Source organism: Streptomyces phaeofaciens, from assembly GCF_014648915.1.
GTDB classification, from domain to species: domain Bacteria; phylum Actinomycetota; class Actinomycetes; order Streptomycetales; family Streptomycetaceae; genus Streptomyces; species Streptomyces phaeofaciens.
Genome location: NZ_BMSA01000029.1, coordinates 17,377 through 37,295 on the forward strand (window position 1 = coordinate 17,377; position 19,919 = coordinate 37,295).

The 19,919-nt window shown below is 70.9% G+C and carries 15 protein-coding genes; 4 read left to right on the plus strand and 11 right to left on the minus strand.

Translation table 11 applies throughout. The features are described from left to right. The first annotated feature begins 18 nt into the window (after window positions 1–18). Window positions 19–1,458 carry a cytosine permease gene (locus IE275_RS36175; RefSeq protein WP_189716894.1) on the plus strand — a complete coding sequence of 480 codons (1,440 nt, stop codon included), beginning with the start codon at window positions 19–21 and terminating at the stop codon, window positions 1,456–1,458. A gap of 39 nt (window positions 1,459–1,497) precedes the next feature. Here the strand turns inward: IE275_RS36175 and IE275_RS36180 are convergent, their stop codons facing one another. The 3 genes from IE275_RS36180 to IE275_RS46905 all read right to left on the minus strand — a co-directional run bounded on the left by IE275_RS36180 (window position 1,498) and on the right by IE275_RS46905 (window position 4,149). Further along, the gene (locus IE275_RS36180) at window positions 1,498–2,586 is read right to left on the minus strand and encodes a branched-chain amino acid aminotransferase (RefSeq protein WP_189716895.1); all 1,089 of its coding nucleotides are present in this window, start codon (window positions 2,584–2,586) and stop codon (window positions 1,498–1,500) included. 240 nt (window positions 2,587–2,826) lie between these two features. Further along, entirely contained in the window at window positions 2,827–3,870 is a 1,044-nt protein-coding gene (locus IE275_RS36185) for a 3-isopropylmalate dehydrogenase (protein WP_189716896.1), read from the minus strand. A 147-nt stretch (window positions 3,871–4,017) separates the two neighbouring features. Next, complete coding sequence (locus IE275_RS46905; RefSeq protein WP_268255323.1) at window positions 4,018–4,149, minus strand: hypothetical protein; 132 nt, start codon at window positions 4,147–4,149, stop codon at window positions 4,018–4,020. 373 nt (window positions 4,150–4,522) lie between these two features. Here IE275_RS46905 and IE275_RS36190 point away from each other — a divergent pair, with 373 nt between their 5' ends. Beyond that, window positions 4,523–4,732 carry a DUF5988 family protein gene (locus IE275_RS36190; RefSeq protein ID WP_189716897.1) on the plus strand — a complete coding sequence of 70 codons (210 nt, stop codon included), beginning with the start codon at window positions 4,523–4,525 and terminating at the stop codon, window positions 4,730–4,732. 114 nt (window positions 4,733–4,846) lie between these two features. Here the strand turns inward: IE275_RS36190 and pruA are convergent, their stop codons facing one another. Beyond that, window positions 4,847–6,478 (minus strand): L-glutamate gamma-semialdehyde dehydrogenase, encoded by a 1,632-nt coding sequence (gene pruA / locus IE275_RS36195; RefSeq protein ID WP_189716898.1) that lies wholly within the window; start codon window positions 6,476–6,478, stop codon window positions 4,847–4,849. A 39-nt stretch (window positions 6,479–6,517) separates the two neighbouring features. Continuing rightward, window positions 6,518–7,444 (minus strand): proline dehydrogenase family protein, encoded by a 927-nt coding sequence (locus tag IE275_RS36200; RefSeq protein ID WP_189716899.1) that lies wholly within the window; start codon window positions 7,442–7,444, stop codon window positions 6,518–6,520. Window positions 7,445–7,607: 163 nt separating this feature from the next. On the opposite strand from IE275_RS36200, the gene IE275_RS36205 reads away from it, so the two are divergent. After that, window positions 7,608–8,792, plus strand: coding sequence for a PucR family transcriptional regulator (locus IE275_RS36205; protein WP_189716900.1), 1,185 nt, complete (start codon window positions 7,608–7,610; stop codon window positions 8,790–8,792). A 19-nt stretch (window positions 8,793–8,811) separates the two neighbouring features. On the opposite strand, the gene IE275_RS36210 is transcribed toward IE275_RS36205, so the two are convergent. Next, window positions 8,812–9,408, minus strand: coding sequence for a TetR/AcrR family transcriptional regulator (locus IE275_RS36210; RefSeq protein ID WP_189716901.1), 597 nt, complete (start codon window positions 9,406–9,408; stop codon window positions 8,812–8,814). A 98-nt stretch (window positions 9,409–9,506) separates the two neighbouring features. On the opposite strand from IE275_RS36210, the gene IE275_RS36215 reads away from it, so the two are divergent. Further along, a complete protein-coding gene (locus tag IE275_RS36215) occupies window positions 9,507–11,021 on the plus strand; it encodes an MFS transporter (RefSeq protein WP_189716902.1) in 1,515 nt (504 codons plus the stop codon). Between the two features lie 82 nt (window positions 11,022–11,103). Here the strand turns inward: IE275_RS36215 and serA are convergent, their stop codons facing one another. The 5 genes from serA to IE275_RS36240 all read right to left on the minus strand — a co-directional run bounded on the left by serA (window position 11,104) and on the right by IE275_RS36240 (window position 19,666). Then, window positions 11,104–12,693: a phosphoglycerate dehydrogenase gene (serA, locus tag IE275_RS36220; RefSeq protein WP_189716903.1), complete on the minus strand. Its 1,590-nt coding sequence runs from the start codon at window positions 12,691–12,693 to the stop codon at window positions 11,104–11,106. Window positions 12,694–12,929: 236 nt separating this feature from the next. Then, on the minus strand, window positions 12,930–13,928 hold the full coding sequence (gene ilvC, locus IE275_RS36225; RefSeq protein ID WP_189716904.1) for a ketol-acid reductoisomerase: 999 nt from the start codon (window positions 13,926–13,928) through the stop codon (window positions 12,930–12,932). Between the two features lie 118 nt (window positions 13,929–14,046). Next, window positions 14,047–14,571: an acetolactate synthase small subunit gene (gene ilvN, locus IE275_RS36230; protein WP_030793721.1), complete on the minus strand. Its 525-nt coding sequence runs from the start codon at window positions 14,569–14,571 to the stop codon at window positions 14,047–14,049. 19 nt (window positions 14,572–14,590) lie between these two features. Then, on the minus strand, window positions 14,591–16,438 hold the full coding sequence (locus IE275_RS36235; RefSeq protein ID WP_189716972.1) for an acetolactate synthase large subunit: 1,848 nt from the start codon (window positions 16,436–16,438) through the stop codon (window positions 14,591–14,593). Between the two features lie 210 nt (window positions 16,439–16,648). Further along, on the minus strand, window positions 16,649–19,666 hold the full coding sequence (locus IE275_RS36240; RefSeq protein WP_189716905.1) for a putative bifunctional diguanylate cyclase/phosphodiesterase: 3,018 nt from the start codon (window positions 19,664–19,666) through the stop codon (window positions 16,649–16,651). Between the last annotated feature and the right edge of the window lie 253 nt (window positions 19,667–19,919).

Genomic DNA, 19,919 nt, shown 5'->3' on the forward strand with positions numbered 1-19,919 from the left:
AGTCGAAGGAGACCAGCCATGCCGATGGAACAGCGCGGAGTCGACACCGTCCCGGACGAGGAACGCACCAGCGGTCCCCGCGATCTCGTCTCGATCCTGCTCGGCTCGAACCTCTGTCTGGGCGTCATCGTCTTCGGCTGGCTGCCGCCGTCCTTCGGGCTGGGCTGGTGGGCCTCGATCGCCTCGATCGTGGCGGGCACCGTGGTGGGCACCGCCCTCACCGCCCCGCTCGCCCTGATCTCCCTGCGCACCGCGACGAACCTGTCCACCTCCTCGGGCGCCCAGTTCGGCGTCCGCGGCCGGCTGGTCGGCTCGGTGGTCGGCCTGCTGCTGGCCCTCGGCTACACCGCGCTGACGGTGTGGATCGGCGGGGACGTGATGGTGGGCGTCCTGGGCCGGCTCTTCGGCCTGGAGCCGAACGGGCTGTCGTACGGCGTCGTCTACGCGCTGCTCGCGGCGGCCACCGTGGCGGGCGCGGTCTACGGCTACCAGGTGCTGCTGGCGATGTCCCGGGTGCTGGCGATCGGCATGACGGCCCTGCTGGCCCTCGGGGTGCTCGCGTACGCCCCGCACTTCACGACGGACGCCCTGCCCGAGGCCGGCGGCTATCTGCTGGGCGGCTTCTGGCCCACCTGGCTCCTGGCCACCGTGGCGGCGGGACTCTCCGGGCCCATCGCCTTCATCACCCTCCTGGGCGACTACACCCGCTACATCTCGCCCGCCCGGCACTCCTCCCGCCGCGTGCTGCGCGCCACCTGGCTGGGGCTGCTCCTGGGCCTGCTGGTGCCGCAGCTGTTCGGCACCTTCACGGCGTACGCGGCCGGCGCGGCCCTGGACTACGCCGGCCCGCTGGTCGACGCCTCCCCCAGCTGGTACCTGGTCCCGCTGCTGCTCGCCGCCTCCGCGGGCTCGGTCGGCAACGCGGGCCTGATGCTCTACTCCATGGGCCTCGACCTGGACGCCATCCTGCCGCGCGCCTCCCGGGCGCGGGCCACGTACACGGTCGCCGTCGTCGCCACGGCCTGCGTCTTCGCCGGCCACTACGCCTCCAGCACGCAGGACGCGATGACGTCGTTCGTCCTCCTGCTGACCGCCGTCGGCACCCCGTGGGCGGTCATCACCCTGATCGGTTTCGTCCGCTGCCGCGGCCGGTACGACGCCGAGGCCCTCCAGGTCTTCAACCGCCGCTCCCGGGGCGGGATCTACTGGTACCGGTCCGGCTGGAACATCCCGGCGACGGTGTCCTGGGCGGTCGGCGCCGCGGTCGGCGTGCTCGCGGTGTCGCTGCCCTCGTACGAGGGGCCGCTGCTGGGGCTGACCGGTGGGGTGGACTGCAGTTTCCTGCTGTCGGGGCTGGTCGGCGCGGTCGCCTACCTGCTGCTGTCCCCCGCCCGGGAACACACGGAGGCCGCCGTGGACGCGTCACCCACGGCGGCCCTGACCGGCGGCGAGGCCTGACCGGGAGGCCACACCGCCAGGCCCGGCCGACCGGCCCGGCTAGCCCAGCTCGTGCATCCAGCCGTGCTTGTCCTGCGCCGTGCCGCGCTGGATGTCCAGCAGGGCCTGGCGCAGCTTGAGGGTGACCTCGCCGGGCTCGCCGTCCGACTGCTGCCACTCGGAGCCGGTGCGCTTGACCGTGCCGACCGGGGTGATCACGGCGGCGGTGCCGCAGGCGAAGACCTCGGTCAGGGTGCCGTCGGCGGAGTTCCGCTGCCACTGGTCGACGGAGACCCGGCCCTCCTCGGCCGTGTAGCCGAGGTCGCGCGCGACGGTGAGCAGGGAGTCACGGGTGACCCCCTCCAGGATGGAACCGGTGAGGGACGGCGTGATGATCTTGTCGCCGTACACGAAGTACAGGTTCATGCCGCCCAGTTCCTCGACCCACTTGCGCTCGACCGCGTCGAGGTAGCAGACCTGGGCGCAGCCCTGCTGGGCGGCCTCGGCCTGGGCGAGCAGGGAGGCGGCGTAGTTGCCGCCGGTCTTGGCGTCGCCCATGCCGCCGGGGACGGCGCGGACGTGGTCCTCGGAGACCCAGATGGAGACCGGCTTCACGCCGCCGGGGAAGTAGGCGCCGGCCGGGGAGGCGATCACCAGGAAGAGGTACTCGTTGGCCGGCTTCACGCCCAGGCCGACCTCGGTCGCGATCATGAAGGGCCGCAGGTAGAGGGACTCCTCGCCGCCGTGCGCGGGCACCCAGTCCTTGTCCTGGGCGACCAGCGCGTCACAGGCCGCGATGAAGGTCTCGACCGGCAGCTCGGGCATCGCCAGCCGGCGCGCGGACGCCTGGAAGCGCTGGGCGTTGCGGTCCGGGCGGAAGGTGGCGACCGAGCCGTCGGGGCGGCGGTAGGCCTTCAGGCCCTCGAAGATCTCCTGGGCGTAGTGCAGGACGGTGGTGGCCGGGTCGAGCGGGATCGGCGCGTACGGGACGAGCTGGCCGTCGTGCCAGCCGCGGCCCTCGGTCCACTTGATCGTCACCATGTGGTCGGTGAAGTGGCGGCCGAACCCGGGGTTCGCCAGCAGGGCCTCCCGCTCGGTGGCGGCGAGAGGGCTGGCGGAAGGCTTGAGCTCGATCGTGGGCGTCGTCATGAGTGGTTGTCCTTCACCGGTTGTAGTGACGGGCCGCGCTCACGTCCGCACGGCCGGTGGCCAGTGCTAGGACGTCCGAGCATTCCCTCATTCCGCGGCTCCGCGTTCGATTATCGCAAGCGGGGTCCGAGGAAGAAAACGGCGTGAATGCGACCCAGGGGATGATGGTGGCACCCGGCGGGGGACATGCGGAAGCCGCCGGGCGCTGATGCGACCCGACGGCTTCTTGCGCTCGGAGGGTCAGCCGGTTACGCGTACCGCGAGCGCGTCGCCGATCTCGGCGGTGGAGCGGGCGGCCTTGCCGGTGCGCTCCGCGAGGTCGGCGGAGACGGCGTCCTCGATGCGGGCCGCCTCGGCCTCGTAGCCGAGGTGGCGCAGCAGGAGGGCGACGGACAGGACCGTGGCGGAGGGGTCGGCCTTGCCCTGGCCGGCGATGTCGGGCGCGGAGCCGTGGACGGGCTCGAACATCGACGGGAACTCGCCGGACGGGTTGATGTTCCCGCTCGCGGCGACGCCGATACCGCCGGAGACGGCCGCGGCGAGGTCGGTGATGATGTCGCCGAAGAGGTTGTCGGTGACGATGACGTCGAACCGGCCCGGGTCGGTGACCAGGTAGATCGTGGCCGCGTCGACGTGGATGTAGTCCGTGGTGACCTCGGGGAACTCCGCGGCGACCTTGTTGAAGATGTTGGTCCACAGGTGACCGGCGAAGGTCAGCACGTTGTTCTTGTGGACGAGCGTGAGCTTCTTGCGCGGGCGGGCCTGGGCGCGGGCGAACGCGTCGCGGACCACGCGCTCGACACCGAAGGCCGTGTTCACGGAGACCTCGGTGGCGACCTCGTGCGCGGTGCCCTTGCGAATGGTGCCGCCGTTGCCGGTGTACGGGCCCTCGGTGCCCTCGCGGACGACCACGAAGTCGATCTGCGGCTCACCGGCGAGGGGGGTCGCCACACCCGGGAGCAGCTTGCTCGGGCGCAGGTTCACATGGTGGTCGAAGGCGAAGCGGAGCTTGAGCAGGAAGCCGCGCTCCAGGACGCCGGAGGGGACCGACGGGTCGCCAATGGCGCCCAGCAGGATCGCGTCGTGCTGCTTCAGCGCGTCGAGGTCGGCGTCGGTGAGGGTCTCACCGGTGTCGTGGTACCGCCGGGCGCCGAAGTCGTAGTCCTTGGTCTCCAGCTTCACATCCTGCGGAAGGACGGCGGAGAGGACCTTGAGACCTTCGGCCACGACCTCCTGGCCGATGCCGTCACCGGGAATCACTGCGAGATTGATGCTGCGAGACATGCGGGAACCCTACTCCTCGTCCCATGGGATGACACGGACCGTCCGCCATGCGGACATCAGGAGTCGAGGTGCGGCGGGGTCCGACGTCCCGTTCGAGACCCCGCCGCGCCCCGTGCGGGTGCGGCTCCCGGATTGGAGAGGCCGGCCCTACAGGTGGCCGGTCTCGCCGCCGTTGTCGCGGCGGTCGAGGGCGCGCTGGAGGGCCGCGGCGGCGTTCTTGCGGTCGGACTCGCTCGTGCGGGAGGTGTGACGGACGCGGCGGACGGTCGTCTCGGCCATGGGAAATCGACTCCTTCGAAGACCAGGGAGTGCGGAAGGGGTTACGAGACGCCGGAGGGCGGGGAGCGGGGCCGCAGGGGTTGCCTGCACGGGGGTCCGGCTCACGACCGCCATTCGCTGGATCGAGCGAGACGTTCGGCTCCTACAAAGTTAAGGGAGGAGCACGCGCATGTCTCCACAGTTACTCGGACTTCCTACTATCTGAGACAGGTCCTCGGGCCACACGGCGGCGACCTGCGGTTTCATGGACACCCGCACGACGGGGACACGGTGGGGGTCCTGGTGCGGGGGTCGCCCGGGCACTGATCGTCCACACGACTGATCCTCCGCGCGGCGTGTGGCATCGCCGTGCGGCCGAGGGAACGGTGAGGGCATGAGCGACAAGGCCAAGGCACTTCTCGAGGGCGGCCCGGACGATCTGCCCGACCGGATCGTCCCGATCACCGCCGCACCCGGAGCGGACCTGAAGATCGAGCTGCGCAACGGCTACGAGCACTTCCGGCCCACCGGCCGCCTGAGCGACACGCCGGAGGGCCGGTTGCCGGTGTACGAATGGTGGGAGCGGACGGAGATGCCCGGCTAGGGGGTGTCTCGGCAGCCTGACCGGCCGGACGGGTCCCAGGACCGAACGGCGGAAGGACGGGCACGCACCAAGGGGCCGGGCGATCCGCCCGGCCCCTGCGCATCCGGCTGCTCGTCAGCCCATGTGCGGGTACCCGTAGTCGGTCGGGGCGACCAGGGTCTCCTTGATGGCGCGGGTCAGCGTCCAGCGCATCAGGTTCTGCGGGGCACCCGCCTTGTCGTTGGTGCCGGAGGCACGGCCGCCGCCGAAGGGCTGCTGGCCGACGACGGCGCCGGTGGACTTGTCGTTGATGTAGAAGTTGCCGGCCGCGTAGCGCAGCTTCTCCATCGTGTACGCGGCCGCCGCGCGGTCGCCGGAGATGACCGAGCCGGTGAGCGCGTAGTCGGACGCCGACTCCATCTGGGTCAGCATCTCGTCGTACTTGTCGTCCTCATAGACGTGCACGGCGAGGAACGGGCCGAAGTACTCGGTCGTGAAGACCTCGTTCTCCGGGTCCGTGCACTCGACGACGGTCGGGCGCACGAAGTAGCCGACGGAGTCGTCGTACGTGCCGCCCGCGACGATCGTGCAGGTCGGGTCGGCCTTCGCGCGGTCGATGGCCGCCTTGTTCTTGGCGAAGGACCGCTCGTCGATGACCGCGCCGATGAAGTTCGACAGGTCGGTGACGTCACCCATGGTCAGGTAGTCGACCTCGGCCGCGAACTCCTCCTTGAAACCGGAGTTCCAGATGGAGGCCGGGATGTAGGCGCGGGAGCTCGCCGAGCACTTCTGGCCCTGGTACTCGAAGGAACCACGGGTCAGGGCGGTCTTCAGGACCGCGCGGTCGGCCGACGGGTGGGCGACGACGAAGTCCTTGCCGCCGGTCTCGCCGACGAGACGCGGGTAGGAGCGGTACTTCTCGATGTTGTTGCCGACCGTCTTCCACAGGTACTGGAAGGTCTTGGTCGAGCCGGTGAAGTGAATGCCGGCCAGGTCGCGGTGTTCCAGGGCGACCTTGGAGACCTCGATGCCGTCACCGGTGACGAGGTTGATGACGCCCTTGGGCAGGCCCGCCTCCTCCAGGAGCTGCATCAGCAGCACGGCGGCGTGGGTCTGCGTCGGGGACGGCTTCCAGACGACGACGTTGCCCATGAGCGCCGGAGCGGTGGGCAGGTTGCCCGCGATCGCCGTGAAGTTGAAGGGCGTGATCGCGTAGACGAAGCCCTCCAGCGGACGGTGGTCCATTCGGTTCCACACGCCCGGGGAGTTCGCCGGCGGCTGCTCGGCGAGGATCTGACGGGCGTAGTGGACGTTGAAGCGCCAGAAGTCGACGAGCTCGCAGGGGGTGTCGATCTCGGCCTGCTGGGCGGTCTTCGACTGGCCGAGCATGGTGGAGGCGGCCAGCGTCTCGCGCCAGGGCCCCGCCAGCAGCTCGGCGGCACGCAGGATGATCGCCGCGCGGTCGTCGAAGGACATCGCGCGCCAGGCGGGGGCGGCGGCGAGGGCCGCGTCGACGGCGTCCTGGGCGTCCGCTTGCGTGGCGTTGGCGTAGGTGCCGATGCGCGCCTTGTGGTTGTGCGGCTGCACGACGTCGAAACGCTCGCCGCGACCCATCCGCTTCTCGCCGCCGATGGTCATCGGCAGCTCGATCGGGTTGTCGGCCAGCTCCTTGAGCTTGGCCTCCAGCCGGACGCGCTCGGGCGAGCCGGGGGCGTAGCCGTGCACCGGCTCGTTGACGGGGGTGGGGACCTGGGTCACAGCGTCCATGAGATCCGTAACTCCTTGACTTGAGCGGGTGGTTCGGGCTCAGCCCTTGGACAGCATGCTGCGGACGAAGAAGCGCAGGTTCGCCGGCTTCTCCGCGAGGCGCCGCATGAAGTAGCCGTACCAGTCGGTGCCGTACGCCGTGTAGACGCGCATGCGGTGGCCCTCGGCGGCGAGCCGCAGGTGCTCCTCGCCGCGGATGCCGTACAGCATCTGGAACTCGTACTCGTCGAGCTTGCGGCCGGCCTTGCGGGCGAGTTCCTGGGCGATGGAGATCAGGCGCGGGTCGTGGGACCCGATCATCGGGTACCCCTCGCCCTCCATGAGCGTGCGCAGGACACGGACGTACGCCTTGTCGATCTCGTGCTTCTGCTGGTAGGCGACCTCGGCGGGCTCCTTGTACGCGCCCTTGACGAGGCGGACGCGGCTGCCGTTCGCGGCGAGGCGGCGGGCGTCGGACTCGGTGCGGAAGAGGTAGGCCTGGATGACGCAGCCGGTCTGCGGGAAGTCCTTCCGCAGCTCCTCGTGGATGGCGAACATCGAGTCGAGGGTGGTGTGGTCCTCGGCGTCGAGGGTGACGGTGGTGCCGATCGCGGCGGCGGCCTCGACGACCGGGCGGACGTTGGCGAGGGCCAGCTCGTGCCCGCCCTCCAGCGCCTGGCCGAACATGGAGAGCTTCACCGACATCTCGACCCGCTCGCCCAGGCCGAGGTCGCGCAGCCGGTCGATCAGCGCCAGATAGGCGTCGCGGGCGGCGGTGGCCTGCTCGGGGGTGGTGATGTCCTCGCCGACGACGTCCATCGTCAGCTCCAGGCCGCGGTCCGTGAGCTCCTCGACGATCGGGACGATGTCGTCGACGGTCTCACCGGGGATGAAGCGGTCGACGACCTGCTTCGTCACCGGAGCCGCCGAGATCAGGCGTCGCATCCGGTCGCTTCGCGACGCGGCGAGAATCACGGGACCCAGCACGGGGCACCTCCACATACCAACCCATACGAGGCCGAGCCCGACGATCCGGGAACGGCACGGAGAACCACCGTGAAACCTAAGGATCCCTCCGATCGTCGGCCATCGACAGCTGTCACGCATCCGTGCCACGGATCTCAGACATATGTATGAAGGGCCTGCGGGGATGGGAGAGAATGCCCAGGTGACGTCCGAACACAGGGGTGACTACCAGGAGCTCGTCGACGAGATCTCCGAGCTGCTCGGCGCCCCCGCGACCCTGGAGAACCGGGACTTCGAGCTGATCGCCTTCGGCGCGTACGACAGCGAGGACGAGCTGGACGCGGCCGCGCTGGACCCGGTACGCACCCGCTCGATCCTGACCCGGCGCTCGACGGCGGCCGTCCGCACCTGGTTCGAGGGCTTCGGCATCACCCGGGCGACCGGCCCGGTCCGCATCCCGCCCACCCCCGAGGCGGGTGTGTACCGGGGGCGCGTCTGCCTCCCCGTGCGCCATCGGGGTGTCGTCCTCGGTTACGTCTGGCTGCTGGACGACGATCCGGGCCCCTCGCAGGCCCAGCTGGCGGCCGCGATGGAGGTGGCCGGGCGGATCGGCGCGCTGCTCGCGGACGAGGCCCAGCACGGGGCGGACCTCACCCGGGAGCTGCGGGCGGTGCTGACCGCCGAGCGCGGCTGGCAGCGGGACATGGCGGTGGCCGAGCTGCACACGGCGCTCGGCACCCGCGCCGACGTCCCGCACACGGTGGTGTGCGTGGCCCCCTGGCCGTCCGCCGACCCCGACGAGGCACCCTCCCTGCGCACGCTCCCGGGGGCCACGGCCCTGTGCACGGTGCCGTGGGGGGAGACGGGCCAGTGCCTGGCGGTGCTGGTGCGGCTGCGCTCGGCGGACGTGCTGACCCCGGCGGGCGCGGTGGCGTCCCGGCTGCTGGAGCGGGCGCCCGGGGCGGCCGCGGGCATCGCCGCCGGACGGGCGGGGCTGGCCGGGCTGGGCACGGTCTGGCAGGAGGCGGCGGCCTCCGCGCGGGCGGCGCTCGCCGAACCCCGGCTGGGCCCGGTCGCCCACTGGGCGTCGATCGGCCCGTTCCGCCTGCTCACGGCCCTGCCCCGGGAGAGCGCCCAGGACCCCGCCGTACACGCCCTGTTGACGCCCGCGCACCGCGAACTCGCCCGTACCGCCGAGGTGTACCTCGACCGCGCGGGCCAGGCCGGCCGTACCGCCGCCGAACTGGGCATCCACCGCCAGACGTTGTACTACCGGCTGTCCCGGGTGGAGCAGTTGACGGGCCTGGACCTGGACGACGGCGAGGACCGGCTGCTGCTGCACATGACGCTGAAGGCGGCCCGGCTCTGATGTCGCCCGGCCGGCCGGGTCAGCGGTTCGTGGCGCCCTCGACGATCCGGCGCAGCCCCTCGGTGAGCGCGTCGGCGTCGGGCGCGGTCTTGGGATCGAAGGTCCACTGCGCGATGAGGCCCAGCATCAGGGTGGTGTAGAAGCTGCCGAGGGTGTCCGCGGTGTCGTCCGTGACCTCCTCCTCGGGCACGCCCATGAGCAGCGAGACGAAACCGCGCGATCCCTCGCGCTGGGCCCGCGCCAACTCGTCGCGCACACCCGGCAGTTGGTCGCCCATGACGACGATCTCCATACTGAGCCGCCAGAGCGAGCCGGGTTCCCGCATGGTGGCGACGACGTTCGCCCACACCGCCCGGAACCGTTCCAGGGATCCCGGCCCGCCCGGCAGTTCGGCCGGCCGCTCGTCCGCCCCGCCCCCCTCGAAGGCGCCGGACAGTTCCTCCACCAGCGTCACGTAGGCCTGGGCCAGCAGCGCGTCCTTCGAGCCGTAGTGATAGCCGATCGAGGCGAGGTTGGTCCCCGACTCCTTCACGATGTCGCGCGCGGTCGTGCGCGCGAACCCCTTCTCCAGCAGGCAGCGCTTGGCGCCTTCGAGCAGATCCTCGCGGTGTCCCATGCGGGCCAGCGTACCCGAGGATCCATACAGGCGTCCTAGACGAATGATTTATACGTTCGTTCTAGACAACCGTTTAAGACGCTCGTATAGTCCTGGGCATGACGAACTCGCCATGCACCACCGAGAACTCGGCCGGCCCCCGCGCCGGCCGCCGCGAATGGACCGCCCTCGGCGTGCTGATGCTGCCGCTGCTCCTTGTCTCGATGGACGTCTCGGTCCTCTACTTCGCCATTCCGGCGATCAGCGCGGACCTGGAGCCGAGCGGCACCCAGCAGCTGTGGATCTTCGACATCTACGCGTTCGTGCTGGCCGGCCTGCTGATGACGATGGGCTCGCTCGGCGACCGCATCGGCCGCCGCAGGCTGCTCCTCGGCGGCGCGGTCGCCTTCGGCGCCGCCTCCCTGGTCGCCGCCTACGCCGACAGCGCCGAGACCCTGATCGCCGCCCGCGCGGTCCTCGGCATCGGCGGCGCCACCCTGATGCCCTCGACGATGGCCCTGATCCGCACGATGTTCACCGACTCCGCCCAGCGCGCGAAGGCGATCGGCCTGTGGTCCGGCGTGATGACCGCCGGGGTGGCGCTCGGCTCGGTCATGAGCGGTGTGCTGGTCGAGTACTTCTGGTGGGGCTCGGTCTTCCTGGTCAACCTGCCCGCGATGGCGCTGCTGCTGGTCCTCGGCCCGATCCTGCTGCCGGAGTCCCGCGACCCCGCGCCGGGCCGCTTCGACTGGCCGAGCGTCCCGCTGTCGATGGCCGCCGTACTCCCCGTGATCTACGGCCTGAAGGAACTCACCGCCGACGGATGGCACGTCGAGTACGTCGTCTCGATCACCGTCGGCCTGCTCTTCGCCGCCCTCTTCGTCCACCGCCAGCGCACGGCCGCGAACCCGATGATCTCCCCGGCCCTGTTCCGCGGGCCCGGATTCGCCCCGGCGGTCGTGCTGAACCTCGTCTCCGCGTTCGGGATGATGGGCTCGGCCTACTTCACCACGCAGTACCTTCAGTCGGTCCTCGGCAAGAGCGCCCTGGAGGCGGCCCTGTGGGCGCTGCTGCCCTCGGTGCCGATCGGCATGGCCGCCCCGCTGGCCACCTCGCTCGTCCAGAAGGGCGTCGACCGGGCCCACGTCGTCACGGCGGGCTTCGCGATCGCCGCGGCCGGATACGCCCTGCTCGCCCTCGCCGGCACCGACTCGATGTGGCTCGTCCTGACCGCCTGCGGGGTGCTCGCCTCCGGGATCGTCATGGTGCTCTCCCAGATGACGGACCTGGCGATGAGCGCGGCCCCGGCCGAACGCGCCGGTTCCGCCTCCTCCCTGCTGGAGACCGGCACCGAGTTCGGCGGCGCCCTGGGCATGGCCGTCCTCGGCTCGATCGGCACGGCCGTCTACCGCCACGAGATGCCGTCCTCCGCCCCGGCCCCGGCCCGGGAGACCCTGGGCGGCGCCCTCGCCGTCGCCGGTCAGCTGCCGGGGCGCACGGGAGACGCCCTGGCGGTGGCGGCACGGGAGGCGTTCACCAGCGGAATGCAGGGTGCGGCGGTCGCGGGCGCGGTGGTGCTCACCGGCGCGGCGGTGGCGGCGACGGCGACGCTGAAGCGGGCCCGGGGAAAGTGACGGACACACACGAACGCCGGACGGGCCCTGTCGGCCCGTCCGGCGTTCGCCGTGCGTGGTGCGATGCGCGAGGCGCGAGGTGTCAGACGAGGTTCACCGAACGCGCCGACGTCGCGCCGATCTCCTCGGCGACCTCGGCCAGCACGGTCGGGATCACCGTGTCGTCGACCGTGAGGACCGCCAGGGCCTCGCCGCCGACCGCCGCCCGCGCGACCTGCATACCGGCGATGTTGATACCGGCCTCGCCGAGGATCCGGCCGACCGTGCCGACGACACCGGGACGGTCCTCGTACTTGAGGACGACCATGTGGTCGGCGAGGGCGAGGTCGACGTCGTACTCGCCGACCGCGACGATCTTCTGGAGGTGCTTCGGGCCGGCCAGCGTGCCGGAGACCGACACCTCCTCGCCGTCCGAGAGCGTGCCGCGCACGGTGACGACGTTGCGGTGGTCCGCCGACTCGGAGCTGGTGGTGAGGCGCACCTCGACACCGCGCTCCTGCGCGAACAGCGGGGCGTTCACGTAGGACACCGTCTCGTCGACGACGTCCTCGAAGACACCCTTCAGCGCGGACAGCTCCAGCACCTTCACGTCGTGCTGGGTGATCTCGCCGTACACCTCGACGTCGAGGCGGACCGCGACCTCACCGGCCAGCGCGGTGAAGATCCGGCCGAGGCGCTCGGCGAGCGGCAGACCGGGCTTGACGTCCTCGGCGATGACACCGCCCTGGACGTTCACCGCGTCCGGGACCAGCTCACCGGCGAGGGCGAGACGCACCGAGCGGGCGACGGCGATACCGGCCTTCTCCTGGGCCTCGTCGGTGGAGGCGCCGAGGTGCGGGGTGGCGACGACCTGGTCGAACTCGAACAGCGGGGAGTCCGTGCAGGGCTCCTTCGCGTACACGTCGAGACCGGCACCGGCGACCCGGCCCTCCTTGAGGGCGGAGTACAGCGCCTCCTCGTCGACGATCCCGCCGCGCGCGGCGTTGACGATCCGCACGCTCGGCTTGACCTTGCGCAGCGCCTCGTCGCCGATCAGACCGACCGTCTCGGGGGTCTTCGGCAGGTGGACGGTGATGAAGTCCGAGACCTCCAGCAGCTCGTCCAGCGAGAGCACCTTGACGCCCATCTGCGCGGCGCGGGCGGGCTGGATGTAGGGGTCGTACGCGACGACCTTCATGCCGAAGCCGGACATGCGCTGCGCGACGAGGGCGCCGATGCGGCCGAGGCCGACGACACCGAGCGTCTTCTCGGCCAGCTCCACGCCCGTGTACTTGCTGCGCTTCCACTCGCCGTTCTTCAGCGCGGCGTTGGCCTGCGGAATGTGGCGGGCGGTGGCGAGCAGGAGTCCGCAGGCCAGTTCGGCGGCGGTCACGATGTTGGAGGTGGGCGCGTTGACGACCATGACGCCGGCCTTGGTGGCGGACGGCACGTCGACGTTGTCCAGGCCGACGCCGGCCCGTGCGACGACCTTCAGCTTGCCGGCGGCGGCGATCGCCTCCGCGTCGACCTTGGTGGCCGAGCGGATCAGGATCGCGTCGACGTCGGCGATGGCCGGGAGCAGTTCGGCTCGGTCCGCTCCGTTGCAGTGCCGGATCTCGAAGTCCGGGCCAAGCGCGTCCACGGTCGCGGGCGACAGCTCTTCAGCGATGAGTACGACAGGTTTCGAGCTCACGTGAGTCCTCACAAGTCCAAAGCGTGCGGACGGCCGTCCCGACGGCCGCAGGCGGAGGAGGGGGGCTTTGCCGCGTGGAAGACGCACGACGCTGTGGGCCTGAACGCGTATGTAGGCAGCAGTGTAGTGCTGCGACGGAGGCCACCTCACGCCTCCGCGGAAGGATCACCCGTCCGTGGCTGGACGGGATGGCCAAAAGGGCCGGAGCAGCGCGCTCCGGCCCCTCGGCATGAGGCTTACGCCTCCTCGTTCACCCAGCTCATCAGCTTGCGGAGCTGCTTGCCGGTGGTCTCCAGCAGGTGCTCGGAGTCGGCGTTCTTGTACTCGTTGTACTTCTTCAGACCGCCGTGGTACTCGTCCATCCAGTTACGGGCGAAGGTGCCGTCCTGGATCTCGGTGAGGACCTGCTTCATCTCGGCCTTGGTGGCGTCGGTGATGATGCGCGGGCCGGTGACGTAGTCGCCCCACTCCGCGGTCTCGGAGACGGACCAGCGCATCTTCTCCAGGCCGCCCTCGTACATGAGGTCGACGATCAGCTTCAGCTCGTGCAGGCACTCGAAGTAGGCGATCTCCGGCTGGTAGCCGGCCTCGACCAGGGTCTCGAAGCCCGCCTTGACCAGGGCCGCGGTGCCACCGCAGAGCACGGCCTGCTCACCGAACAGGTCGGTCTCGGTCTCCTCGGTGAAGGTGGTCTTGATGACACCGGCGCGGGTACCGCCGATGGCCTTGGCGTACGACAGGGCCAGTGCGAAGGCGCCACCGGTGGCGTCCTGCTCGACGGCGGCGATCGCGGGGACGCCGCGGCCCTCCTCGTACTGGCGGCGGACGAGGTGACCCGGGCCCTTCGGGGCGACCAGGGCGACGTCGACACCGGCCGGGGCCTTGATGAAGCCGAAGCGGACGTTGAAGCCGTGCGCGAAGAACAGCGCGTCGCCGTCGTTCAGGTTCGGGGCGATCGACTCCTCGTAGACCTGGGCCTGGATCGGGTCCGGGATCAGGATCATGATGACGTCGGCCTCGGCGGCGGCCTCGGCGGGCGTCACCACGCGCAGGCCCTGCTCCTCGGCCTTGGCCTTGGACTTGGAGCCCTCGTGCAGACCGACGCGGACGTCGACACCCGAGTCACGGAGCGACAGCGCGTGGGCGTGGCCCTGGCTGCCGTAACCGATGACCGCGACCTTGCGGCCCTGGATGATGGACAGGTCGGCGTCGGCGTCGTAGAACAGCTCGGCCACTTTGGGTTCTCTCCTTGGGTGCAGGTGTTGCGTCCCACCGTATGACGGCGGGCGGAAGTGAAGTTTCGGGGTCTCGGCATACGGGCGGCCGGTGATCGGCGACCGCCCGTACCCATCCTTACGCCGACCGGTCCAGAGCGCGCAGCGAACGGTCCGTGATCGAACGGGCGCCGCGTCCGATCGCGATCGTGCCGGACTGGACCAGCTCCTTGATGCCGTACGGTTCCAGCATCTTGAGCATGGCCGACAGCTTGTCGTTGCTGCCGGTGGCCTCGATGGTCACGGCCTCCGGGGAGACGTCCACGGTCTTGGCGCGGAACAGCTGGACGATCTCGACGATCTGGGAGCGCGTCTCGTTGTCGGCGCGCACCTTCACCAGAACGAGTTCACGGTGGACGGCCTGCGCCGGCTCCAGCTCGACGATCTTCAGCACCTCGACGAGCTTGTTGAGCTGCTTGGTGACCTGCTCCAGCGGCAGGGCGTCGACACTCACCACGATCGTGATCCGGGAGATGTCGGCGTGCTCGGTGACCCCGACGGCGAGCGAGTCGATGTTGAAGCCCCGGCGGGAGAACAGGGCGGCGATCCGGGCCAGGATGCCCGGCTTGTTCTCCACCAGGACGGAGAGCGTGTGCTTGGACATGTCTCTTGGTCTCTCTCGCTCAGTCGTCTTCGTTGTCGCCGAAGTCGGGGCGGACGTCCCGGGCGGCCATGATCTCGTCGTTGGAGGTGCCGGCGGCGACCATCGGCCACACCATCGCGTCCTCGTGGACGATGAAGTCCACGACGACCGGGCGGTCGTTGATCGAGTTCGCCTCCTCGATGACCCGGTCGAGGTCGTCCACGGACTCGCAGCGGATCGCGTGGCAGCCCATGGCCTCCGACAGCTTCACGAAGTCGGGGACGCGGGTGCCGCGGGCCTCGGGATTGACGTCGTTCGGGCCGCTGTGCAGCACGGTGTTGGAGTAGCGCTGGTTGTAGAACAGCGTCTGCCACTGGCGGACCATGCCCAGGGCGCCGTTGTTGATGACCGCGACCTTGATCGGGATGCCGTTCAGGGCGCAGGTGGTGAGCTCCTGATTGGTCATCTGGAAGCAGCCGTCGCCGTCGACCGCCCAGACGGCCCGGTCCGGCATGCCCGCCTTGGCGCCCATCGCGGCCGGGACCGCGTAGCCCATCGTGCCCGCGCCGCCGGAGTTCAGCCAGGTGGCGGGCTTCTCGTACTGGATGAAGTGGGCGGCCCACATCTGGTGCTGGCCGACGCCCGCCGCGAAGATCGTGCCCTCGGGGGCGAGCCGGCCGATCCGCTCGATGACCTGCTGCGGGGAGAGCGAACCGTCGGCGGGCAGGTCGTAGCCCAGCGGGTAGGTGTCGCGCCAGCGGTTCAGGTCCTTCCACCAGGCGCTGTAGTCGCCCGCGCCGCCCTCGCTGTGCTCCTTCTGCACGGCCTGGATCAGGTCGGCGATGACCTCGCGGGCGTCCCCGACGATCGGCACGTCGGCGGCACGGTTCTTGCCGATCTCCGCCGGGTCGATGTCGGCGTGCACGATCTTGGCGTACGGCGCGAAGCTGTCCAGCTTGCCGGTGACGCGGTCGTCGAAGCGCGCGCCGAGGGCGATGATCAGGTCGGCCTTCTGGAGACCGGTGACGGCGGCCACCGAGCCGTGCATGCCCGGCATGCCCAGGTGCTGCGGGTGGCTGTCGGGGAACGCGCCCAGCGCCATCAGCGTGGTGGTGACGGGCGCGCCGGTCAGCTCGGCGAGGACCTTCAGCTCGGCGGTGGCGCCGGCCTTGAGGACACCGCCGCCGACGTACAGGATCGGGCGCTTGGCGGCCGTGATCAGCTTGGCGGCCTCACGGATCTGCTTGGCGTGCGGCTTGGTCACCGGGCGGTAGCCGGGCAGGTCCATGGTGGGCGGCCAGGAGAAGGTGGTCTTCGCCTGGAGGGCGTCCTTGGCGATGTCGACCAGGACCGGACCCGGGCGGCCGGTGGAGGCGATGTGGAACGCCTGCGCGATGACCCGCGGGATGTCCTCGGCCTTGGTGACCAGGAAGTTGTGCTTGGTGATCGGCATGGTGATGCCGACGATGTCCGCCTCCTGGAAGGCGTCCGTGCCGATCGCCTTCGACGCGACCTGCCCGGTGATCGCCACGAGGGGCACCGAGTCCATGTGCGCGTCGGCGATGGGCGTGACCAGGTTGGTCGCACCGGGGCCGGAGGTGGCCATGCAGACGCCGACCTTGCCGGTGGCCTGCGCGTAGCCGGTGGCCGCGTGGCCGGCGCCCTGCTCGTGCCGGACCAGGACGTGACGGACCCGCTTGGAGTCCATCATCGGGTCGTAGGCGGGAAGGATCGCACCGCCGGGAATGCCGAATACCGTCTCGGCGCCGACCTCCTCGAGGGAGCGGATGAGGGACTGCGCGCCCGTGACGTGCTCGACGGGGGCGGAGTGCTGTCCTCCGGATCGGGGCCGCGGCTGCGGATGAGCCCCGGTGGCCTGCTCGGTCATCGGCATTCTCTTCTCGATGCTGAGGGTGGTACTGAGGGTGGGCAACAAAAAACCCCTCGTGCCATAAGGCAAGCGAGGGGAGCGCGCCGGGTGTGGGTCGCTGGGAGTTCCGGGTCGGTCCGGACGTCACCAGCTTCAGCCGACGCGCTTTCCAAGTACGAGAATTCGGGTGCGCATGGCATTGACCCTCCCCCTGGCGCGCACCGACTGTCAAGTGGGTGGGACAGGCGTCTCATTATGTGAGCGAAGGGCACTTCCGCTCCCCAGGACGGCGGCTACACCACTGGTGTACACCCCCGCACCTCCGCCCGCGAACGCGGGTTCCGCGGGCCCGTACGGCACCGGGTAGCGGCCGGCGGCGAGCGCCCGGCGCAGCCGGTACTCGTCGAGCGGGGCGGAGAACGCCATGCCCTGGCCATGGGTGCATCCCATGGCGCGCAGCGCGACGACCTGTTCCGGCAGATCCACCCCGTCGGCCACGGACTGGAGCCCGAGGTCGCAGGCGATCCGCAGCAGCCCGCTGGTGATCTTGTGCAGCCGGGCGGACTCGACGACGCCCTCGACCAGCCCCCGGTCGAGCTTGAGGACGTCGACGGGGAGCCTGCGCAGCGCTGTGAGCGCGCCGTAGCCGCCGCCGAAGCCGTCGAGGGCGATCCGGACGCCGTGCCGGCGCAGGGCGCCCAGACGGCGCTCCAGGTCGTCCAGCGGCACCTTGGGGTCGAGGTCCGACAGTTCGATCACCAGCGCCCCGGACGGCAGGCCGTGCCGGGTCAGCAGCGCCTCCACCGAACCGGGCGGCATCGACCGGTCCACCAGCCGCCGGGCGCTCATCCGCACGCCCACCGGTACGGTCAGGCCGCTCGCCAACCGGTCGGCGGCCTGCGCGACCGCCTCCTCCAGCACCCAGCGGCCCAGCTCGGCCGTCCGGTCGCCGTCCTCCGCCACCCGCAGGAACTCGGCGGGGGTGAACAGCACCCCCTGCGAGGAGCGCCATCGCGCGTGCGCGGCGACCGACGAGATCCGGCCGTCCTCCAGCCGCACCACGGGCTGGTGCAGCAGCGCGAACTCGCCGTCGTGCAGTGCGGCCCGCAGCCGCGTGGCCAGCTCCGCCTTGCGGACGACGTCCTGCTGCATCTGCGGCTTGTACAGCTCGACCCGGCCCTTGCCGCTCGCCTTGGCGCGGTACATCGCGAGGTCGGCGTTGCGCAGCAGCTCACCGGCGCCCAGGCCCGGTTCGGCGAAGGCGACACCGATGGACGCGGCGACCCTGACGTCGTTGCCATCGATCAGGTAGGGCTGCGAGAGGGTGAGCCTGAGGCGGTCGGCGAGCTCCAGGATGTGCCCCTCGCGGGCGGCGCGGTCACGTGTGGTGTCCCCGACGATCAGGGCCGCGAACTCGTCGCCGCCCAGCCGGGACGCGGTGTCGCCCTTGCGGACCGCCTCCTGGAGCCGGCGGGCGGCCTGGACGAGCAGTTCGTCGCCCGCCTGGTGCCCGATGGTGTCGTTGACCGCCTTGAAGCCGTCGAGGTCGATGAAGAGGACGGCGGTGTTGCGCAGCGCGGCGCCCCGGTCGGAGCTGCGCCGGCCGGACAGGGCCTGCTGGACGCGCCGGGTGAACAGGGCGCGGTTGGGCAGGTCGGTGAGCGGGTCGTGCTCGGCGTTGTGCTGGAGCTGCGCCTGTAGACGCACCCGTTCGGTCACGTCCCGGCTGTTGAAGATCAGGCCGCCGTGGTGGCGGTTGACGGTGGACTCGACGTTCAGCCAGCTTCCCCCGTCGCCGGAGCGGAAGCGGCACTCGATCCGGGTCGTGGGTTCGTCCTGGGGGCTGGCGGCGAGGAAGCGGCGCACCTCGTGCACCACGCAGCCCAGGTCCTCCGGGTGGATGAGATCGGCCAGTTCGGTGCCCACCAGCGCCTCGGCGGGCCGCCCGTAGACACCGGCGGCGGCCGGGGAGACGTAGCGCAGGATGCCGCTGGGGGCGGCGATCATGATGACGTCGCTGGAGCCCTGCACCAGGGAGCGGAAGTGGTTCTCCTTCTGGGCCAGCTCCTGGGTGAGGGTGATGTTGTCGAGCAGCATGATGCCCTGGCGCACCACGAGGGCGAGGACGACCGCGCCGCCGGTCAGCAGCACCACGCGGTCGACGCTGCGGCCGTTGAGGACGTTGTAGAGGATCCCCAGGGTGCAGACGGCGGCGGCGAGGTACGGGGTGAGGGCGGCCAGCGAGCCGGTGATGGGCCGGGTGACCGGATACCGGCCGTGGTCGCCGCCCTGCGCGGGGGCGTGGTGGTGCTGGTGGCCGCCGGGGCGGGCTCCCGGCAGGTGCTCGTGCACCACGCGCGTGTGCCCCTCGTCCCCGGCCGGCCCCTGCCGTCGGGAGGCGGCCCAGGGCGCGTACGCCAGGAGCAGCGAGCCCGCGAACCAGCCCGCGTCCAGGAGCTGGCCGGAGCGGTAGCTGTGGTGCATCAGGGGCGAGGTGAACAGGGCGTCGCACATCACGGTCAGGGCGAGCGCGCCGACGGCCGTGTTCACCGCCGTGCGGTTCACCGCAGAGCGCCGGAAGTGCAGCACCAGCACCATGCTCACCAGGGCGATGTCGAGCAGCGGGTACGCCAGTGACAGCGCGGCGTGCGCGACGCTCGGGCCGTCGAACTTCGCGGCCTGCGCGAGGGCGAGGCTCCAGGAGAGGGTGAGCAGCGAGCCGGCGATCAGCCAGGCGTCGAGTCCCAGACAGACCCAGCCCGCCTTGGTGACCGGCCGGGCGGCCAGGACCAGCAGCCCGACGATGGCGGGGGGCGCGAAGCACAGGAAGAACAGGTCGGCGTAGCTGGGGCTGGGCACGGGCCGGTCCAGGACGACCTCGTACCACCCCCAGACCAGATTGCCCAGGGCGGCCATCGCCGAGGAGAGCGAGAACAGCAGCCAGGCGGGTCGAAAGCGGACACGGCGGGTGCGCGCGTAGAGGAAGCAGGAGACGGCGGCGGTGCCCGCCGCGGCGGTCAGTCCGAAGTCCCCCATGATCAGGGCGACTTGGTCGGAGCCCCAGCCGAGCGCGGAACCGACGGCGTATCCCGCGCACAACAGGGCCAGCACCAACTGGTGGACCATGTTCCGCCCGCCGGCGGTGGACGGGGGCCCGGTGGGCGGCGCCTTCACCGGGGCCGCTTTGCGCAGCGCTCCCTCGACTCCGTCGAGGAGGGAGGTGGAGGAGGTCGTCGGCGAACTCACCGGGTCCTCCCGGTCCGCGCCGCCCCCGGGTCCCTCGGGTCCCGGTGCGCTGGATGCGCCTGCCTCCTGCGGCCGTTGCCGGGCCTGGGGTGGGGAGGGCAGTGGTGAGTGTCGTGATCGCTTCTGCGCGTGACCGTGCGCCAGGGCCGCCGCCGGCGGTTCCGCCGCGTCGGATCGTTCGTCCATAGGCCGTGCATCGCCCGTCGCCCCCCTCACAAGTCTGAAATGTCCGTCCCCGGCGCCGAAAGGTCGC